Here is a 14,012-nt window from a genome sequence, read left to right on the forward strand (position 1 = left end):
GAGCCTGCTGTCTTTTGTATCATCGTCAGGCTTACAGAAGAAGAGATGGGATGATCAGATAGAAATATCCAGTGATTTTCCAACCCCAGTAATATCACTGCCATTCGAGCTGCTGGCGCGAGTCATTTCCATATTGCTTGGAGTGGACTTTTCCATTTTTGGTGTTGACGTGCTGCTGGATTGAGAACTTTGCTGTGCAATCTGGGCTTCAATTTGTTTAATTTGCTGCTGAAGCTGCTTCATTTTTGTTTCTTTTGTATCTTTATTATCTTTGCTTTGTTGTACCTTGTTGTACTCTGCTTCAAGCTGAGCTTTTTGCTTTTCCAGACTGGCTGTATTGTTGGCACTGGATGAAGATGAAGTACTTGCAATAGATATAGAATTGCTGGAAGTCGCTGAAATATTCATAGAAAAATTCCCCTTTTTAAAAGTTAAGTTTGAGTTACAGATGTGGGCTAACCGGTTCTAAGGTACGCTATTGCACCCTAAAGATTATGACGAAGATGATAGAGATTGTTCGAAAATCTTGGCGATTTTATCGAATAAAGCCGATATTTCCTCATCTGTTGCATTCGATTCTTCTGTGTTTCCCCATGCGTTTTTCAATGCAGAAATCAGATCTGTTTGCTCATCTGTTTCTGCAGATACGGAGCCGGATAGAAGCTCGGAACTCAGGACGTTTTGCAAATCACTCAGTAAGGATCTTTTTTCATCTACCGTAAGCTCTTTTTCAGATGTAGTGGTGTCATCCTCTTGATTGGTAGTCGCCTGAATATTCCATGCAAATGGGGGCATAATTCCACCCATCGCCTGCATCATTGGAGGCAGACCACTGCCATCAACTTCAGGTCGGAATGAGTCATCTCCAGGCGGCGCAGGGCGATTATTTTGGATGGATTCTGCTATCTTATCGAATAAATTGGATACTTCCTCATCTGTTGCTGTCGAAAGATCCATCCCGGATAACAAGTCGCTGACTGCAGCCAAAGGATTTTTCGTACTGTTGTTGATTTCATTCGTTTCAGATAAAGCACTTGAAGACGTTAAGTAATTTTGTAAATCTGACAACAACGCTTTCTGTTCATCCGTAGTCAGCGCCACAGTATCCTGGTCGTACTTGTAGTCATAACTGTAGTTTTCCGTAGGAAGTGGAGCCTGCATACCCCCGGCATATTCCATAAATTCCGCACTTAATTCGAGTGAATCGTTAGATTTCTTGTGTGTGGTATGCTCCGTGTTATTTAGTCCATTCTCATTTGACTTCAGCGTATTCGAATTATCGTAGGAAGTCGAAGTCTTGATGAGATGCCTGTTAATGGATAGTGACAAAGTAGATCCCCTCTCAATGTACATAGTGTTTTTAGCTGCCCACCTCTCTTTCATCGGTAGCAAAACTGAAGGCAGCCTGAGGGAATGCTGAATGATAACTGAATGAATACGGACTGACCCATACGTACTCTTTTTCTTTTTTCCTAGACCATAGTCAAGGAAAGACCCCTCCGCAGGACGGGGAACTGAACCCTACTCCAGACAGGAGCAAGTAAAGGGATAATTTGTTACTCTTAGCAGAGAATAAATGAACGTATATTGAAAATTGAAGGTAGGGAAAGGTGTATGATCCGTATTAGTCATTTGGTTCATGAAAGACTTATGTTCCTATTCAAATTTTTGTACTCACCTGCATATGTAGGTAGCGTAACACCCAGTTCCAGATTTTTAGCTAAAAATATGATAGAATCCATTCCATGGAGTGAAGTTCATGCCGTGGCTGAGCTCGGGGCTGGAACAGGCGCAATTACCCAATACATTCCGTCTACGACAAAAATTCATCCCAAAGTTCTGCTCTTTGAGAAGGACCCGACCATGCAGCAGAGTTTAAAAAGAAGATTCCCGAATTATCTGTGCTATTCCGACTCGCGTGAGCTTCAGCTTGCTATGAAAAATGCCCAAATTGAACAGCTCGACTGTATAATCAGCGGGCTGCCATTCTTCAACTTTCCACAAGCGATGCGAGATCAAATCGTAGAACAAATTCATCTATCACTTAGGGATGGAGGAATGTTTGTTGCCTTTCAATACTCTAAACAGATGAAGCAGCAGTTAGGTGAATGGTTTGATATTGAAGAAATCAAGTTTGTACCTATGAATGTTCCACCCGCATTCGTCTATGTATGCCGAAAGAAAGCTTAAGAAAGGAGTATGGGAATGGATGTTGAATATTTAATTTCCATTATCGAACAATATGGCTATGCAGCATTATTCTTCTCTCTATGGCTCGGAATTGTGGGACTGCCCATTCCAGACGAAGTTATAGTGATGACTGGCGGGGCCGTAACAAGCATGGGGATACTTCATCCGTTACCTGCTTTTTTAATTGTATATCTTGGGGTTGTATCAGGCCTATCCTTAGGTTATGTGTTGGGCAGAAGCTTGGGTACACCCATTTTGGATCGTTTGCGCCGAAAGAAAAAAATGGACAAGTATATTACTTTTTCAGAGAATTTAGTACATAAGTATGGAAACTTCACGATATGCATCAGCTACTTGCTGCCAATCGTTCGCCACATTGTCCCTTATATTGTGGGGATCAATAAAATGAGCTTCAAACGCTATGCCCTCTTCTCTTATTCAACGGGCTTGATTTGGACGCTAATCTTCTTCCTGCTCGGACGTCTCTTTGGTGACCATGTACAAGCAGCAGGAGAATTGATTCATCGTTATGGCTTGCAGGTGGCATTGCTTCTCATCATGCTGACAATTATATTTTTTATAATGAAATTTGTGTGGGGGAAGAAAACAACGGAGGAGTAAAGGTTGAGTCTATTCGGCATGTTCATAAATTTAAAAGTTACCTGTCGTGCCACTACGCAGACGGATGGTGCTTCCCATCGCCACCGCCCCCGGATTTCTGAAATCGACAAAATACATCTCGAACATACCAAATATATTTATAGGGATTCAAAGATGCTGTGCAATTTTTAAATGAGTTACGTAACACCTATACTGGTTAAGAACTCATAATGATTTTCAACTTTTAAAATATATCTTATGAAAAAACAAAAAAGCGCCTAGAACAGGCGTTTTCATTTTTGTCCTTTTTAGCAATAGTATCCATATGATATACTATAAACTAACAACAGAATGGCTTAGATGGGCGGTCGGCTAGTCTCCTACAAAGGAGGTGATGCCTGTGGAGGTTAAAGATACGCTGATGTTGATGATTCAATTTGCAACGTTGGTGATCTTGATTATTTCCTTCAACAAAAAGAAATAGACCGCCCTCTGGAAAAGGTTAGCGGTCTATTTTACTAATCCAACCCTACAGCCACCGCCCTTATAAGCGGCTGTTGTAAAAGAGTGAGGATGTTAGAGCATCCTTACTCTTTTTTAAGTATATACCTATTGGCTATAGTTTATCACAAGAAAAACCATATTGACAATATGGAAAACCTTTTATGGGCAGCTTTCACCCTGAGCTATTTTTTTAAGTGAAGTAGCTTAACCAGCTTGTCATGAATAGCCGTATTCGGGTAATTTCCACTAAATTGGGAGGAACCCGGACCCATTGCAGTTAGCGCTACATCAACGGATGTATGTCCTCCTGTGGTCCAGTCGATATAAAACTTCTCATCAGAACCTTTTACGGTAAAAGGGCCGTCCTCTTTGGAGACACCTTCACCGGATTCATCTTCCGCATCTTCGCCTTCAATGGCCAAACCGCCTGTTTCATGGTCTGCCGTCACTAACACCAAAGTATCTGGATGCGCTTTGGCATAGTCCTTAGCTACTTTGACAGCCTTATCCAGCTGCTGCCCAGCTTTAATGGTTAATTCACCTTCATTGTCATGCGCCATCTCATCAGTTCCTTCTTCCTCTACCATCAGGAAAAAGCCTTTTTTGTTTTTGGATAGAACATCAATCGCTTTCGCTGTCATATCCGGTAAAGAAACCGTTGGGTTGTAAGAATTGCCTAGTTTGTTGTGAGCTTGGAACATTTCTTCATTGGCGAATAGACCTAGCAGTTTAGAGCCTTTGGCTGCTTTCATTTCAGCCTGATTTGTCACATAGCTATAGCCCAACTTCTTCGCTTGTTCCACCAAATTTCCTTGAGTTCCCTTACTAGCTTCCTCAGGATCTTCTGCCGGTGCATCTGGATGTTTGCCTGGTGTTCCTGCAGGGTACCAGAAATCCTCACCCCCGCCCAGAATCACATCCAGCTTGCTTTTCTCAAGATACTGCTTGGCAATCTCGCTTTGCGCGGAGCGCTTCTCAACATGCGCACCAAAGGCAGCGCCCGTCGCATCTGTCACTTGGCTTGTCGTCACCACTCCTGTAGACATGCCTGCTTTTTTAGCCAGTTCCATAATGGTTGTCACTGGTTTTTTATTCAAATCCATTCCGATCGCGCCGTTATACGTTTTCACACCTGTTGCAATGGCAGTCGCAGCAGCGGCAGAGTCTGTAACTAGGTTGTCCCCTGAACTCGTGCTAACCAGACCCGTTATAGGCATCTTGTCCATTTCAAGCAATCCCGATTTTCCAACCGTTGCTAAGCGAATCGCGTTGCGACTGGCTTCCCCCATACCATCACCGATAAAAAGAATGACGTTTTTAGGAGTATCCGCTTTAGCTGATACAGCCTTCTGTGCCTTGGACTCTGCAACAGTGGACTTCGTAGAAGTCGCGGCTGCAAAAGCTGTAGGGATATCAGCAGATAATAAGGGTACAGTCAAAACGGTCACAGCACTTAACGCAAGGATACTCTTTTTCATGGAAGGCTTTTTCACAAGGTCACACTCCAATAAATTTAATATTCATATATGATAATTTCATCATATATTGGTTTTGTAAAAAATCGTAAAGCACTAGGTTTCCCGAATGTAAAAAATTGAAGTGGTCAGCTATGTTTTTATAATAAAAAAAGAAGACATCGACTCATGGTATACCAAGAGTTGATGCCTTCTGTTGTTTATACTACATCGCGGCGATATTTTTGCCGATGGGCATGGTGTAGTACAGCGGTTTTTGCTGTCCGTTTTGCTGATAGACTACAAGCAGCAATGTGCGGCCTTCGGCTGTTAATGGGCTACCACCACTCAGGATATGATCCAGACTGAACGGCAGCACATCCAGCACAGCGTGCTTTTGCAGTTCCTTTTCACCCAGGTTCAAAGAAGCAAAGGCTGGGATCATCTCGCGGTATGGCTGCGTCTGTTGACTAGCCACATCCGTCTCACCCGTATTCTCCTTGCTCACATCTGCCGCCGCAGGGGACAGCAGCGCATCCGGGTGCTGAAGAGCCATTTTCATATAGCTGGACCAATCGTCCTTCTCCAAAGTATGCTCCCACCAGATTTTGCGCGGCTTATATTTATGGTTGAGGAAATAATCAAGCTTCATCAGCCCAAGCACCATATCCATTCGCTTGGTTCCCCGCGATTCCAAAAAGGACTGGAGGCGCGTAAACAAGTCTTCGAGCTGATGTCCAATTTTTTGCCATCCCTGTCCTTCCCAGTAGTCTCCGAATTCCTGAAAGAAATCAAAGGCGGACGAGAATTCACGCTCAATCAGGTAGTTCACCGTATGGTCCATACGATGAGAGTTCCAGTATTTTTCCAATACATCTTCCAAGCGTTTGAGTCGTACGATGTCGGCAAAAGAAAGGACGTCATTGCTCAACATTTCATACGGCGCAACATCCATATACGTATAGTTATACTTATCGGCATCAATGCGCAAACCAGTACCACGCAGCATTTTGAGGAAGCCAAGCTGAAGCTCTTCCGGTCCAAGCGCAAAAACGTCATTAAACGTTTTACGGAATGTGTTGTAGTCCTCCAATGGCAATCCGGCGATCAGATCCAGATGCTGGTCGATTTTCCCGCTTTGCTTGACCTTTGTAACAGTGCGGGAAAGCTTGGTGAAGTTCTGGCGGCGCTTAACCAGTTCATTGGTGGGATCATTCGTTGACTGGACACCGATCTCAAAGCGAAATACCCCCGGTGGCGCGTTCTCCGCCAAATAATCCAATACCTCGGGACGCATAATATCTGCCGTAATCTCAAACTGGAAGACACAGCCACGGTGATTTTCAATCAAAAACTTGAACATTTCCAGCGCATAATCGCGTTTAATATTAAAGGTTCGGTCCACAAATTTAATCAATTTAGCCCCATTGTCAATCAGATACAGAATATCCGACTTGGTGCGCTCGATATCGTAATAACGCACCCCGACCTCAATGCTGGACAGACAAAATTGGCAACTGAACGGACAGCCCCGGCTCGTTTCAAAATAGACAACCCGTTTCCCGAGTTCTGGGATATCCTCTGCAAAACGATATGGCGACGGCAGCTCGTTCAAGTCCGCTTTTGGACGACCCGGCATGATAATGACCTCTTCTCCCTTACGGTAAGCCAGTCCATATACAAAATGGAACTTGCGATCCCCTTCCAGCTCTTGCAGCAGTTGATGGAAAGTTTCCTCTCCCTCACCAACAACGATAAAATCCACATTCGCCAAGCGCTTCATCCAGTGCTCTGTATCGTAAGATACCTCCGGGCCACCCAAAACAATCTTGACCTCGGGCATAATCTTTTTTAACACATCAATGACTTTAATCGTCTCTTCAATGTTCCAAATATAACAGGAAAAACCGATGACATCTGCCCCTCGTTGAAACAGATCGGATACGATGTTCATCACCGGGTCCTTAATCGTATACTCCGCCAGCTCGATATCAAAATCCTTTTCACTGTAGGCTTTGAGGCATCGGATGGCCAGCGAGGTATGAATATATTTTGCGTTTAACGTTGATAAAATGACTTTCATAGGTCACAACCTTCTATAAGTTTGCATGGACTCTTACATCCTTAGTATAGCTATTCAAAATCCTCGTACACATCATCTGCAAAAATCTCATCCTCGCTCACCATTCCGCCGGTATTCCCCTGATTTTGAAAGAAATCAAGAAACGGCTTGCCATACTTGCGGAACTTCACTTCACCAACACCCTTGATCCGCAGCATGTCTGCCTCGGATTGCGGACTCGCTACGCTCATCTCTCGCAGCGTGGCATCATTGAAGATGATATAAGACGGTACATGCTCCTGAGCGGCCAGATCACGGCGGATCAAGCGCAATTGCTCGAACACAGTTTCGTTGACTGCGGCAGGATAGGCATCGCGTCCCTTTCGTCCACGTGATCCCGCTCCACCTGCAAAAGCAGTGGCATGCCGCACCACACGCTGCATAACTTCGCGCTGGCCTCTCAGCACTTCAGCAGCAAGCTGCTGCAAGCGTACGACCGGATATTGCCCCTCGGATAGCATCAGATAGCCTTCCGAAACAAGAACATTGATAATTTCAGCAATTTCTTTTTCCGTTCGGTTGCCCATCACACCATAGGTTGGCAGGCTGTCAAAACCATACTGCAGCACCTTTTTGTTGCGCGAGCCTTTCAACACCGAGGCTACCATTGAAACCCCATACCGTTCCCGCATACGATGAATGCACGAAAAAATCTTTTGCGCATCTATGGTCATATCCACCAGTTCCCGCTCATCTGTACATGAACTGCATATGCCGCAGGCTTCATGCTCCTGCGCTTCTCCGAAATACTCCAGCTGTGCTGAACGTAGGCAGCGAGTCGTGTAACAATAGTCAACCATCTGTTGGAGCTTACGGTAGTCGTTGCGCTTGCGGTCTTCATCCTGTGGATTTTGCTCAATCAGGAACTTCTGGGTCACAATATCTTGCGGTCCGAACAGCAAAATACATTGACTTGGGTCGCCATCACGTCCTGCGCGTCCTGCTTCTTGTACATACGCCTCCATATTTTTAGGCATATTGTAATGAATGACATAACGTACGTTTGATTTATCTATCCCCATACCGAAGGCATTGGTTGCGACAATAACACGGATATCGTCGTAAAGAAACCCTTCCTGGCTGTCTGCACGTTCCTGATCAGTCATTCCTGCATGATAACGTCCTGCTGCCATGCCAGCATCGCGCAGGCGTTGATATAAATCATCCACGTCCTTACGTGTCGCCGCATAAATTATGCCCGATTCACCCTCATGTTCACGGGCATAATTTAGCAAAAAGCTACGTTTGTCCTCCCCACGCAGCACACTGAATGCCAAATTCGGCCTTCCAAGACCGGTAACGAACGTTTCCGGTGAACGCAGACGAAGCAGGCGTACGATATCATCCATAACCTGCGGTGTAGCCGTTGCCGTAAACGCAGCTACGATTGGACGTTCATACAGCCCGTCCACGAATGGAGCCACAGCCAGATAGCTGGTACGAAAATCATGACCCCACTGGGATACACAGTGAGCCTCATCTACCGCAACGCAGGAAATCGGTAACTGAGCCATCTCATCACGGAACCAATCCAGTTCCAGTCGTTCAGGGGCGACATACAGCAACTTCAAATCTCCGTTCCGTGCGGCGCGGATACGGTCGTTGACTTCTCGACCGCTCAACGTGCTATTAATGTAGGCAGCTGCAATCCCCATCGTGGTCAGCGCATCCACCTGGTCTTTCATTAACGAAATCAGTGGTGACACAACAATGGTCAGTCCCTCATGCAACAACGCGGGAATCTGGTAGCATATCGATTTTCCGCCACCTGTTGGCATGATGCCCAACGTGTCGTTGCCTTCCAGCATACTGGCCACAATTTTCTTTTGTCCCTCCCGGAAATCGGGATAGCCATAAAATTTTTGCAGCAAGTCCTGCGCCCGTTCCAATGTTGGTGCTTGTACACTCATAGTTTCAAAACTCCTCATATTTCTAGCGTCCTCGACGCATATCGGCTTTTCTTTCGTTACCTTTAGTTTACCGGGGTTAAGGGTAATGTTCAACCGCTGGAAGTCTGTCAATCGGCTTTTAGTCTCTTATGGCATTCGCCGTTTTCTCATGATATAGTGGACACGGTGCCGCAAATGGTCCATAACTATGAAGAGATACGGCTCCAAGAAGGAGAAAGAACCCATGAATAATCGGAAACCTCAAAGGAAAAATCATACAAAATCAACCTCAAACTCAAGCCATTCCAGGCGCAACCACAAACCCGCCGGAAAATCTGGCTCCTATAGACCGGAAGCTCAACGGAAAACCCATACTTTGGATAAAGCACCTGCCAAAACATACATCGTTCAGGAGCCTGCCGAGCTATTGAGCTTTTTAGTTGAGCATGTGACTGGCATGGGCCGTAATTCCATTAAATCAGCATTGGCGCGTGGACAAGTTTCCGTCAATGGTATTCCTCGTACTGTGCATAATTTTCCGCTGGAGCAAGGACAGACTGTCGCGCTCTCCAAGGAAAAGGTAGCTCCTGTGGTGCCGCTAACCGGGCTGCGTATTTTGCATGAGGACGAAGCTATTATCGTTATCCATAAAGATGCCGGGTTGCTTTCTGTCGCTTCTGCGCAGGAGCAGGAAGTCACAGCATATCGCCAGCTTACAGCCCACGTACGACGCGAGCATCCGTACAACCGTATTTTTGTACTGCATCGTTTGGATCGTGATACATCAGGAGTGATGATGTTTGCGAAAAGCGAAGCCATACAGCAGGAAATGCAACAAGCGTGGAAGGAAGTTGTGTATGAACGAACATACATTGCTCTCGTAGAAGGACAGGTTAAAAAAGAAACGGGCACAATCACCTCATGGCTGAAAGAAAGCAAGACGCTAAAAATGTACTCCAGTCCTTATCCGAATGACGGACAGCACGCAGTCACTCATTACAAGCGGCTTCAGGCCAATCGGCATTTTTCTTTGCTGGAAGTACGTTTGGAGACCGGACGCAAAAATCAAATTCGCGTGCATATGGAGGATATCGGTCATCCGATTGTTGGGGATAAAAAATACGGCTCTAAGTCCAAGTCGATTGGCCGCCTTGGTCTGCATGCAAAGGTATTGTCGTTTATACATCCCGTCACCGGAGTATTGCTGCGTTTTGAATCCGACATTCCTAAAACCTTTTTGAATCCGTTTAGAGAGTAGACTGCAGTAAAGCACACGAAGAAGAGTGTAATAATACAAAAGGAAATTAGGGGGTTGTAAAAAACAGCCCCCTTTTTTTGTTGGTTAAGCGGTATACCTCCGAACACCATCAGCCATTTTCATCAATTCATCCCATATATATATGGGTGAATTACACACTGGACATTCTACCCAACCGTTTAAGTAGGGTAGCTGGGCAAGAAGTAATTTCTCATCTATTTTTTGAGCATATTCGTGTAGCCACTGTATATTTACACCTCTATGGTCCAATGAACGGGGGCGAATCGGATAGGGGATTAGATCGCCTGAACTGACAGGGTCTTTATCATAGACAACCAGAGTGTCACCCTGTTCATCAGGCCAAATATAGAGCGGGGTACCGCAATGGGGACAATCCAGCATATATTCGTCACCTGTATCAAAGGTTTGTAGCATATAGGCTACGCAATGATACCCCTCAAAGGCGGCAGCCGCAGCAAGAACATAGCGCTTGCCGACATCTTCTTCATGTTCTTTCGCATAGAGCACCATTTCTTCCGTCAATTCTGCAAGGCGAACGATGGCACTTCGATATTGCGCGTAGATATATTCTGCCAGGCTAGAATCCACTTCCACCTGATCCCTTGCAAATTCCAATGGGATTTTGGTATGTAAGGGATTATTATTCTTCGCTTCAAATATTCCGCAAATGTTATATATATCTGCCCGAATTCCTATATCAGAACTCTTTAGCGCAATGTCTACTAGGTAAGGTACAGCCGCAAATGTACAAGTATACAACGTATTTTGGTGATACAATTCCTCCCAATACAAGGTGTCAGCTATTTCGCCATCATATCCGGCTTGGAGCTGTTTTAACATTTCTGGGACGTATTGAGAAGAACCGTAGGGGCCTTGGAGCAGAGTCCAGACCGGATCGGACAAAGCCAGCATCTTGATACTCCTTTCACCGTTTTCTTACAGTAACATGAGATAGATTTATAAAATGAGTTTGCTATCAAAAATTCATTTAACATCATAATTCTTAGCTTGTTACGTTTATTTCATTATACGCATATCAGTAGCTGAAGTTGCTTTTCTCATTTTATGCAATGTACAAAGTCACTATTTTTGAGGGTCTATAATCATATTCGGTTAAGATTTGGGCATTATGAAGATAAGATACATTAAATTCAGGAATTACGAACCTAAAATTTTCTATTACATTACGAATCCACTGTCAATTTCGTTCCTTTCCTGTATACATAGTCCACATTATAAGCCCTGTTACTTAAAAATTGCTGAGTAAGAAATAAAGTATATTAACGTTAAATTCCCATACATGTAAAATGGAGAGTGTCTTAAGTGACGCTGCCTGTTTTTAATGATGCCAAACGGGTAAGACATACATATTCAAGTCTTTATTTTGGTCCGTTACAGAACGGATTGTATGAATCGGTATATGAAGAGGCATGTTGGGAATATTACGTATGAATACTGCGACTATAAGGGGAAATAGCCTATGACCATAACACCGGAACAGCGGATTACCCTGCACGGATTTAACAATTTGACCAAATCATTGAGCTTTAATATGTACGATATTTGTTACACCAAAACGAAAGAGGAACGCGAGGCGTATATTGAATATATTGATGAACAATATAACTCGGATCGACTGACAGCTATTTTAAAAAATGTATCCGATATTATCGGCGCCCATGTACTCAATGTTGCTCAGCAGGATTATGTCCCTCAAGGAGCAAGCGTGACAGTGCTTATATCAGAAGGGCCGATTGTGGAGGTACCGAATGAATCATATGCAGAGTCACCAGGCCCCCTACCTGAGTCTGTCGTGATACAACTGGATAAAAGCCATATTACGGTTCACACCTACCCTGAATATCATCCAGACGAGGGGATTAGCACGTTTCGTGCAGATATTGATGTTTCTACCTGTGGGGAAATCTCTCCGCTCAAGGCACTTCACTATCTGACTCATTCTTTTGACACTGACATTATGACGATTGATTACCGGGTACGCGGCTTTACACGTGATACGAATGGTCATAAGCTTTTTATCGACCATGACATTGCTTCGATTCAAAACTATATTCCCGACGAAGTGCGCAATCAGTATGACATGATCGACGTGAATGTGTATCAGGAAAATATTTTCCATACCAAATGCAAGCTAAAACAATTTGATTTGGACAACTATCTGTTCGGCTACACAAAGGAAAGTTTGAGTGAAAAAGAACAACAGAATATATCAACAAGACTCAAAATCGAAATGGATGAAATTTACTACGGCAAAAATATAACGTAAACAAAAAATGGATCATTTCGTTGTACAAAGGACGATTGCTTGGACTGGAATTCAGCCGGGCTTTCGTCCTTTTTGGATACAAAATCATGGATTTTACTCAGCTTGATCTGTACAAGTGGAAGAATGTTCACTATGATAGGGGATGAAACCACTAATTTAAACTATCAGCTCAGATGTTAGACTTGCTCCCGAATGTAAGCGCAATCAATTGATCTCACCATTTTGTTATGAAAGACAAAGGAGGAATTTGTATGCAAGGCGGTATTGGCGGTAAAAATATTATTTTACGACTGGAAATTTCCACCGAGCACATCCAGTTTGGTCAATTGATTACGTTGGTAAACGAACATGGCGGAGATGTCATTGCCATTGACGTCATCCGCACCTCTGAGAAGGCCACTGTGAGAGATATTACAGTCACCATTGCTGATCCAGCAGAAATTGACCGAATGATCGCCCGGATTAAAAAAGCACAAGGTGTAAAGGTACTGTCCATCTCTGATCGCACCTTCCTCTTACATCTCGGGGGCAAGATTGAAATGCAGCCCAAGGTCCCGATTCAAAACCGTGACGACTTATCCCGGGTATACACTCCTGATGTGGCGCGCGTATGTATGGCCATTCATGAGGAGCAGGACAAAGCTTTCCGGTTAACGATCAAGCGCAATACTGTCGCTGTCGTCTCTGACGGAAGCGCTGTCCTCGGACTCGGCAACATCGGTCCATATGCAGCCATGCCGGTAATGGAAGGCAAAGCCATGCTGTTCAAGCAGCTTGGGTCCGTCGATGCCTTCCCGATCTGCCTGGATACGCAGGACACGGAAGAAATCATTAAAGCCATTAAGCAACTGGCCCCAGCCTTTGGCGGTATTAATCTAGAGGATATTTCATCGCCACGATGCTTTGAAATTGAACAGCGGTTACGTGACGAGCTGGACATACCTGTTTTTCATGATGATCAGCATGGCACAGCTGTCGTGTTGTACGCAGGGCTGATTAATGCGCTCAAGGTGGTCGGTAAAGCTCTGTCTGACGTCAAAATTGTCGTCTGCGGTATCGGGGCTGCAGGTGTGGCCTGTACCAAAATTTTGCTATCTGCAGGGGCAGTGAACATTATTGGTGTAGACCGGAACGGTGCGCTTACAGCTGATGAAACCTATGAGCATCCGATGTGGAACTGGTATGCGCAGCATACCAACCCCGAACGGCTGTCCGGCACGCTATCTGAGGTTCTGAAGGACGCGGACGTGTTTATCGGTCTGTCGGCAGGCGGAATATTGCAACGAGAAGACGTGAAGCGCATGAAAGAAGCTCCTGTCCTGTTCACCATGGCAAACCCGGTCCCCGAAATTAACCCAGAGGATGTCGAGGACATTGCAGGGGTCATCGCTACCGGACGTTCAGACTATCCTAACCAGATTAACAATGTACTTTGCTTCCCCGGCATATTCCGAGCAGCACTGGACTGTCGCGCACGCGAAATTAACGAAGAGATGAAGCTGGCAGCCGCAGAAGCTATCGCAAGCACAATCCGTCCCGATGAATTAAACAAACTGTATATTATCCCGGGTGTATTTAACGAGGGCGCCGTACAACAGGTGCGTAAAAAGGTGATTCAAGCCGCGATTGCGAGCGGTACGGCCAGAAGAGTGCCTAGAGATTTCAGATAAAAGAAAAGGATTGCTCC

At 44.8% G+C, this 14,012-nt stretch carries 12 protein-coding genes; 6 read left to right on the forward strand and 6 right to left on the reverse strand.

Features of this window, described 5'->3' with window-relative positions; genetic code table 11:
- Positions 1-54 precede the first annotated feature (54 nt).
- The gene (locus BN1546_RS04490) at positions 55-408 is read right to left on the reverse strand and encodes a FlxA-like family protein (RefSeq protein WP_090736136.1); all 354 of its coding nucleotides are present in this window, start codon (positions 406-408) and stop codon (positions 55-57) included.
- Between the two features lie 84 nt (positions 409-492).
- Positions 493-1,329: a hypothetical protein gene (locus BN1546_RS04495; RefSeq protein WP_090736139.1), complete on the reverse strand. Its 837-nt coding sequence runs from the start codon at positions 1,327-1,329 to the stop codon at positions 493-495.
- A gap of 285 nt (positions 1,330-1,614) precedes the next feature.
- Here BN1546_RS04495 and BN1546_RS04500 point away from each other — a divergent pair, with 285 nt between their 5' ends.
- The 3 genes from BN1546_RS04500 to BN1546_RS28445 all read left to right on the forward strand — a co-directional run bounded on the left by BN1546_RS04500 (position 1,615) and on the right by BN1546_RS28445 (position 3,274).
- Entirely contained in the window at positions 1,615-2,190 is a 576-nt protein-coding gene (locus BN1546_RS04500; RefSeq protein ID WP_013370020.1) for a class I SAM-dependent methyltransferase, read from the forward strand.
- Between the two features lie 15 nt (positions 2,191-2,205).
- Positions 2,206-2,811, forward strand: a complete 606-nt coding sequence (locus tag BN1546_RS04505) for a DedA family protein (RefSeq protein ID WP_013370019.1) — start codon at positions 2,206-2,208, stop codon at positions 2,809-2,811.
- A 373-nt stretch (positions 2,812-3,184) separates the two neighbouring features.
- A complete protein-coding gene (locus BN1546_RS28445) occupies positions 3,185-3,274 on the forward strand; it encodes a putative holin-like toxin (RefSeq protein ID WP_007429455.1) in 90 nt (29 codons plus the stop codon).
- 202 nt (positions 3,275-3,476) lie between these two features.
- Here BN1546_RS28445 and BN1546_RS04510 read toward each other — a convergent pair whose 3' ends face one another.
- The 3 genes from BN1546_RS04510 to recQ all read right to left on the reverse strand — a co-directional run bounded on the left by BN1546_RS04510 (position 3,477) and on the right by recQ (position 8,780).
- Positions 3,477-4,787, reverse strand: a complete 1,311-nt coding sequence (locus BN1546_RS04510; protein ID WP_090736143.1) for an alkaline phosphatase — start codon at positions 4,785-4,787, stop codon at positions 3,477-3,479.
- Positions 4,788-4,974: 187 nt separating this feature from the next.
- Positions 4,975-6,831 (reverse strand): B12-binding domain-containing radical SAM protein, encoded by a 1,857-nt coding sequence (locus BN1546_RS04515; RefSeq protein ID WP_090736145.1) that lies wholly within the window; start codon positions 6,829-6,831, stop codon positions 4,975-4,977.
- A gap of 50 nt (positions 6,832-6,881) precedes the next feature.
- Positions 6,882-8,780 carry a DNA helicase RecQ gene (gene recQ / locus BN1546_RS04520; protein WP_090736146.1) on the reverse strand — a complete coding sequence of 633 codons (1,899 nt, stop codon included), beginning with the start codon at positions 8,778-8,780 and terminating at the stop codon, positions 6,882-6,884.
- Positions 8,781-9,003: 223 nt separating this feature from the next.
- On the opposite strand from recQ, the gene BN1546_RS04525 reads away from it, so the two are divergent.
- Positions 9,004-10,017: an RluA family pseudouridine synthase gene (locus tag BN1546_RS04525; RefSeq protein ID WP_090736147.1), complete on the forward strand. Its 1,014-nt coding sequence runs from the start codon at positions 9,004-9,006 to the stop codon at positions 10,015-10,017.
- Positions 10,018-10,101: 84 nt separating this feature from the next.
- Here the strand turns inward: BN1546_RS04525 and BN1546_RS04530 are convergent, their stop codons facing one another.
- Complete coding sequence (locus BN1546_RS04530) at positions 10,102-10,950, reverse strand: RING finger protein (RefSeq protein WP_090736148.1); 849 nt, start codon at positions 10,948-10,950, stop codon at positions 10,102-10,104.
- A gap of 568 nt (positions 10,951-11,518) precedes the next feature.
- Between BN1546_RS04530 and speD the strand changes: the two genes are divergently transcribed.
- Positions 11,519-12,325, forward strand: coding sequence for an adenosylmethionine decarboxylase (gene speD / locus BN1546_RS04535; RefSeq protein WP_058829208.1), 807 nt, complete (start codon positions 11,519-11,521; stop codon positions 12,323-12,325).
- Between the two features lie 251 nt (positions 12,326-12,576).
- Positions 12,577-13,995 (forward strand): NAD-dependent malic enzyme, encoded by a 1,419-nt coding sequence (locus BN1546_RS04540; protein WP_013370011.1) that lies wholly within the window; start codon positions 12,577-12,579, stop codon positions 13,993-13,995.
- The last annotated feature ends 17 nt before the right edge of the window (positions 13,996-14,012 follow it).

This window comes from Paenibacillus sp. Mc5Re-14, assembly GCF_001049835.1.
Taxonomy (GTDB): domain Bacteria; phylum Bacillota; class Bacilli; order Paenibacillales; family Paenibacillaceae; genus Paenibacillus; species Paenibacillus polymyxa_C.

Coding starts and splice junctions, on each gene's coding strand:
- BN1546_RS04490 (WP_090736136.1), bottom strand. CDS start 408: ATGAATATTTCAGCGACTTCCAGCAATTCTATATCTATTGCAAGTACT.
- BN1546_RS04500 (WP_013370020.1), top strand. CDS start 1,615: ATGATCCGTATTAGTCATTTGGTTCATGAAAGACTTATGTTCCTATTC.
- BN1546_RS04505 (WP_013370019.1), top strand. CDS start 2,206: ATGGATGTTGAATATTTAATTTCCATTATCGAACAATATGGCTATGCA.
- BN1546_RS28445 (WP_007429455.1), top strand. CDS start 3,185: ATGCCTGTGGAGGTTAAAGATACGCTGATGTTGATGATTCAATTTGCA.
- BN1546_RS04515 (WP_090736145.1), bottom strand. CDS start 6,831: ATGAAAGTCATTTTATCAACGTTAAACGCAAAATATATTCATACCTCG.
- recQ (WP_090736146.1), bottom strand. CDS start 8,780: ATGAGTGTACAAGCACCAACATTGGAACGGGCGCAGGACTTGCTGCAA.
- BN1546_RS04525 (WP_090736147.1), top strand. CDS start 9,004: ATGAATAATCGGAAACCTCAAAGGAAAAATCATACAAAATCAACCTCA.
- BN1546_RS04530 (WP_090736148.1), bottom strand. CDS start 10,950: ATGCTGGCTTTGTCCGATCCGGTCTGGACTCTGCTCCAAGGCCCCTAC.
- speD (WP_058829208.1), top strand. CDS start 11,519: ATGACCATAACACCGGAACAGCGGATTACCCTGCACGGATTTAACAAT.
- BN1546_RS04540 (WP_013370011.1), top strand. CDS start 12,577: ATGCAAGGCGGTATTGGCGGTAAAAATATTATTTTACGACTGGAAATT.